Source organism: Candidatus Omnitrophota bacterium (assembly GCA_013791745.1).
Lineage (GTDB): Bacteria > CG03 > CG03 > CG03 > CG03 > CG03.
In genome coordinates, this window is record VMTH01000065.1 from 1 (window position 1) to 5,358 (window position 5,358).

The 5,358-nt window shown below is 48.5% G+C and carries 3 protein-coding genes; 2 read left to right on the plus strand and 1 reads right to left on the minus strand.

Features of this window, described 5'->3' with window-relative positions:
• Positions 1-2 precede the first annotated feature (2 nt).
• Positions 3-863, minus strand: a complete 861-nt coding sequence (locus tag FP827_03040; GenBank protein MBA3052053.1) for a PilZ domain-containing protein — start codon at positions 861-863, stop codon at positions 3-5.
• A gap of 83 nt (positions 864-946) precedes the next feature.
• Between FP827_03040 and dnaE the strand changes: the two genes are divergently transcribed.
• Together dnaE and bamD are read left to right on the plus strand one after the other, a co-directional pair.
• Entirely contained in the window at positions 947-4,360 is a 3,414-nt protein-coding gene (gene dnaE, locus FP827_03045; GenBank protein ID MBA3052054.1) for a DNA polymerase III subunit alpha, read from the plus strand.
• A 48-nt stretch (positions 4,361-4,408) separates the two neighbouring features.
• Positions 4,409-5,002, plus strand: a complete 594-nt coding sequence (gene bamD / locus FP827_03050; GenBank protein MBA3052055.1) for an outer membrane protein assembly factor BamD — start codon at positions 4,409-4,411, stop codon at positions 5,000-5,002.
• Positions 5,003-5,358: the final 356 nt, after the last annotated feature.

Sequence of the window (5,358 nt, forward strand, 5' to 3'; positions counted from 1 at the left end):
CGCTATTTGCTCTTTTTGTTCAGGAGCGCTGACAGTTTGTTCCTGTCCCAGATATTCATCTCCGTGAATATTATACCGTAGTTAGAGGGTTTATCGGGCGGGGTACGCCTCACGACTTCACTCTTTAAATTAAATTTTTCGCCTTTCCAATCAAACGATATGTCATACACTGCACTGGATGGCAGTTCTTTCGCGCAGTTTAATGAAATTCCGCCGAGTGATATGTCCTTGATCTGCCCCGAAATACATTCCTTATCTGAAGTCGATATTTCAGCGGACAGTTCAACTGCCACTCTGAAATAATTCCGTTTTTCCAGACCCGCGTCCTGCGAGCCGCTTAATTTTGACATAAATAGAGTCAGTGTGTTCGGAAAAAAAATCAGATATGCCCATAATATTGAAGCGGAGATCAGATAACCTGAAATTATATATTTTTTTATTTCAGCGATTCTTTTCTTTTCCTTCTTGAGGGAATAGCCTATAACTATCTTTCCAAATTTCTCGCCCATGATCACTATCGGTATTTTTAACTCTTCATCGCCCGGAACGACCGATTTCTTTTTTAAAGATGAAGCTGATTGAGCCAGTATCTTATCTTTGTCGTCATAAATTATACAGTAGAGCACGCCGTCGCCGGAGCTCATATCGCGGGCAAACATCCTGAGCGAATATTCGTCTTGTACAGTTATTGAATTCGCCACATTGGTACTGAAAAATCGTCCGACATCAGTGATGTTGGATGTATAGCGGTTTATAAGAGATTTTTCAACCAGCATATTAATGCCGAACACAACAAGCAGTCCTGCGGCAAAGAACCCCGTAATAAACAAGCTGAGTTTTGTCTGAAATATATTTCTGCCCATAGTTCATATTATATCATATTGACTACTGTGAAAATGATAAATGTGGTAAATTTGAAAATATTTTCGTATATATAAGGGATATTATGAGAGATTTTGTTCATTTACATGTGCACACGGAGTACAGCCTGCTTGACGGCGTTGCGCAGATAGTCGATAACAAGGGCAATCCCGGTGACCTCCTTCTGGCGGCGCAGGTCAACTCCATGAAGGCGCTGGCCATAACGGATCACGGGAATATGTTCGGCGTGCCGGAGTTCTACCAGACCTGCCACAAAGCAAAGCTCAAGCCTATTCTCGGCAGCGAATTCTATCTTGCCACCGGCGCCGACGCCACGGACACGAAGGCCACTTACGCGAGGAAAAATTATCATCTCACGATTCTCTCCAGAAATGACACGGGTTTCAGGAACCTCACCAAGCTCAGCTCCTATTCATACAGCAAAGGTTTTTATTACCGTCCGCGCATAGACAAGGCCATCCTTGAACAGCACAGCGAGGGACTTGTCGTGTTGAGCGGCTGTCTGCAGGGAGAGGTGGCAAATTCTCTCAGGAACGACAGGTTTGAAGACGCTCTCGCGTCGGCAAAAAAAATGAAGGAGATCTTCGGCGACAATTTTTACATAGAGCTCATGGACAACGGCATGGCCGAGCAGAAGGCCGTGATGAAAGACCTCATCGAGCTGGCCCGGCGGCTGGATATCAAAACCGTGGCCACAAACGATGTGCATTACTCTCTTAAGAATGACGCGGCGGTGCAGGACATAGCTCTGGCTATCGGTACCCGCAGCACCCTTGATGACCCCAAAAGGCTCAAGCTCCCGACGCAGGAATTCTATCTCAAGAGCGGCGACGAGATGTTTGAGATTTTCAGGGAAGTGCCGGAGGCGCTGAACACGACGCTGGCTATCGCGGAGAAGTGCAATGTCGTGATAGATTTTGAGCAGTTGAGGCTCCCCGCTTACGAGCCCCCGAAGGGTTTTGATTCCTTCACCTATCTGTCCAGCCTTTGTGAAAAAGGAATCAAGGCCCGCTACGGAAAAAAGACAACAGCCGTCACGGAGAGGATGGGGATGGAGCTGGATGTCATAAAGAATATGGGTTTCTCGTCCTATTTTCTCATCGTCTGGGATTTCATAAATTACGCCCGCAAGCAGGGCATCGCCGTCGGGCCGGGCAGAGGTTCCGGCGCGGGGAGCATCGTGGCGTATCTTCTCAACATAACCGACATAGACCCTCTGAAATACGATCTTCTTTTTGAGAGGTTTCTCAATCCCGGAAGGATAAGCATGCCCGATCTGGATATTGATTTTGAGGAGGCGCGCCGGCTTGAGGTCGTGGATTACGTAAAAGGAAAATACGGCGAGGATTCCGTCGGACAGATCATCACATACAACAAGATGCTGGCCAAGGGCGCGATACGCGACGTGGGCCGTGTCATGGGCATAGATTTAAAAGAATGCGACATCCTGACAAAACTCATTCCTCCGGGCGATGACATAAAGACGGCGATGGACAGCAGCGGCGATATTAAAAAGATCACAGCGGCCAAGCCTAAGCTGAAAGAGCTGCTTCTGAACGCCAGCCGCATAGAGGGGAGGAAGCGGCATTTCGGAGTGCACGCCGCGGGGGTCGTGATAACGCCGGGAGAGATCAGCGATTTTGTGCCGCTTGCCCGTTCGAAAAACGGCCTCATAACGCAGTATGACGGGGATTATCTGACGAAAATGGGCCTGCTCAAGGTTGATTTTCTCGGCCTTAAAACTCTCACGGTCATACAGGACGCGGTCTCGGATGTTTACAGGAACAAGAAGATAAAAATAGATCTCAATAATCTTCCACGCGACGATAAGAAAACGTTTCAGATGCTCTCCCGGGCCCGGACGGTGGGGATATTCCAGGTGGAGAGCGAGGGCATGAGGGATGTGCTGAGGAAGATGAAGCCGACACTCTTCACCGACCTGAGCGCGGTGCTGGCGCTCTACCGCCCCGGCCCCATGAAGTCGGGAATGGTCGATGAATTTATTGAAAGGAAAAACGGTATGCGCGCTTATGAGTATCCGCACCCGCTCCTCAAGGATATCCTTGAGGAGACATACGGCGTCATCCTATATCAGGAGCAGGTCATGCTCATAGCCAGGGCCCTGGCCGGATTCTCGCTCGCCAAGGCGGATGTGCTGAGAAAGGCCATGGGCAAGAAGATAATGGCCGTGCTCGAGGCACAGAAAGAAGATTTTATGAAAGGCTGTGCCGCTAACAAGATCCCCGAGAAGCTTGCGGGCGAGATATTTGACACGCTGGTTCATTTCGCCGAATACGGTTTTAACAAGAGCCACTCCACAGCTTACGCGCTGATCTCCTACCAGACCGCTTATCTGAAAACGAATTTCCCTCTTGAGTTCATGACGGCTCTGCTCAATTCCGTGATAGGCGATGAAAAAAAACTTTCTCCCTATCTTGCCGAGTGCGAGCGGCTGGGTATCGGGGTAAAGCCGGCGGACATAAACGCCAGCGATGTGTATTTCAGTTCTCACGGCGATAAGACGATCATATTCGGCCTGCTCGCAGTGAAGAACACGGGCGAAAAGGCCTGCGGGGATCTCGTCGCTGACAGGAATAAGAACGGCAAATTCAAAGATTTCAACGATTTTATCGCCCGGGCGGTGGCTCTCACTTCTTTCAACAAGAGGATGGCGGAATTCCTCGTTAAAGCCGGCGCCTGCTGGGGCCTTTCGCGCGACAGCGGGGGCATTATAGAATCACTGGATATGATGATGGCCTCGGCCGAGAGCGCCAACAGGGACAAATTGTCGGGACAGGAGAGCCTTTTCGCCCAGCAGCCGGCGGCTGTTGAACTGAAAGGCGAGGTGACGGAGACGCAGAAACTCAAATACGAGAAAGAGGCGCTGGGTTTTTATTTTACGGGCCATCCGCTCACGCGATACGAGAAATATTTCCGTTATTTCAGGACATCTACGCTGGCCGGGCTCGAGAATAGCGGTGTGGCCGACCACACGTTGACGGGCATCGTCAAAGAAGTGAAAAACCTGAAAACGAAAAAAGGGAAGGATATGTTCGTCATCAAGCTGGAAGACCTCACGGGCGTCCTTGAGCTGGTGGGATATAAGGATAAGCTGCCGCCGGACATGCCCGAGATAAAGGAAGACAGTATAATAGCCGTTAAGGGCTCCATCACCGAAGCGGCCTCGGGGAAAAGATTTTTCGGCGAGAAGTTCTATTCGGCGAAAGAGGCCTTCAGGAAAATACCGAAAAAGCTCAAGATATATATGAGCACCGCCGGCCTTGATGAAAAATACATCAACGGGGTCGTCAAAGAACTCAAAAAATATCCCGGCAACACTCAGGTGTCATTCGTTCTGCACACAAAAAAACGCGGGAAATGGCGCTGGGCCACGGAAATAGGTGTTACAATAGATTCAAAATTCCTCAACGGGCTTGAGGATAAATTTGGCGAAGACTGCTGGAAAATAGAATCCTGACAGGCGCAAAAGCAAGTGTTATCAAGTAAGAAGAAACGGGGGGAAGGTATGAAAAAAATCGTTTTTGTTTTGTCGGTCGTTTTTGCCGTGTGCCTGTTTTTCAGCGCCGCGGCTGTTAAAGCCGAAGAGCCGGAATCGGTGATTAAATCTCCGGAGAAAACCGCGGAAAAATCCGAGGTGAAAGAAGATGAGAAAGAAACGGGAAACATCGCGGAGAAAGCTGGCTTGAAAGAAGAGGAAGATGAGGCCGACGATGATGACGATGCGGATGAAGACGCCGCGATATTGTATTTGAAAGCGCAGAGTTTGCTTGAAAACGAAATCACCCAAAAAGCCGAAGATGAATTCAAAGCCATCATCAAGAATTATTCCCTCACATGGTGGGCGGAGCTTTCGTATGTCAGGCTCGCGGGCATTGAAATGAAATCAGGAAGAAACGCTTCAGCGATAGAGCTTTTAAATGATTTCTCAGGGAAATATCCGGAGAGTTCTCTTAAAGAAAAAGCGGATTACAGTCTGTGTATAGCGTACGTCCTGAACAAAGACAAGGAAAGCGCGAAAAAAACAGCGCAGGGTTTTATTAAAAAATATCCGGACAGCAAAAAAATAAAAGAGGTTAAAAAACTTCTGAAAGAACTTTAAGCCGAGTTCAATTTCAGGCCTTTTTTGTCAATTATGATCAGCCGCTTTTTGTATAGCGTGCCGCAGGCCTTTTTGTAAACTTTTTTACTCATGCCGAAGATCGTGTAGATAATCTCGGGCTCGCTCTTGTCCGTTACCGGCAGGAACCCGCCGGCTTCTTTTATTTTGGATATGATAATTTCCGCCGCAGAGCCTATTCTTTCGTGGCCGGCTTCCTGCAGGCTGAGGTCTATTTTTCCGTCTTCCCTTATTTTTTTGATGAAGCCCCCTGTCCTGTCTCCTATGTGCAGTGGTCGGAAAACCTCGTTTTTATATATTATCCCCATGTGAGAGCTGTTGATCACTGCTTTGTAGCC

Coding starts and splice junctions, on each gene's coding strand:
- FP827_03040 (MBA3052053.1), bottom strand. CDS start 863: ATGGGCAGAAATATATTTCAGACAAAACTCAGCTTGTTTATTACGGGG.
- dnaE (MBA3052054.1), top strand. CDS start 947: ATGAGAGATTTTGTTCATTTACATGTGCACACGGAGTACAGCCTGCTT.
- bamD (MBA3052055.1), top strand. CDS start 4,409: ATGAAAAAAATCGTTTTTGTTTTGTCGGTCGTTTTTGCCGTGTGCCTG.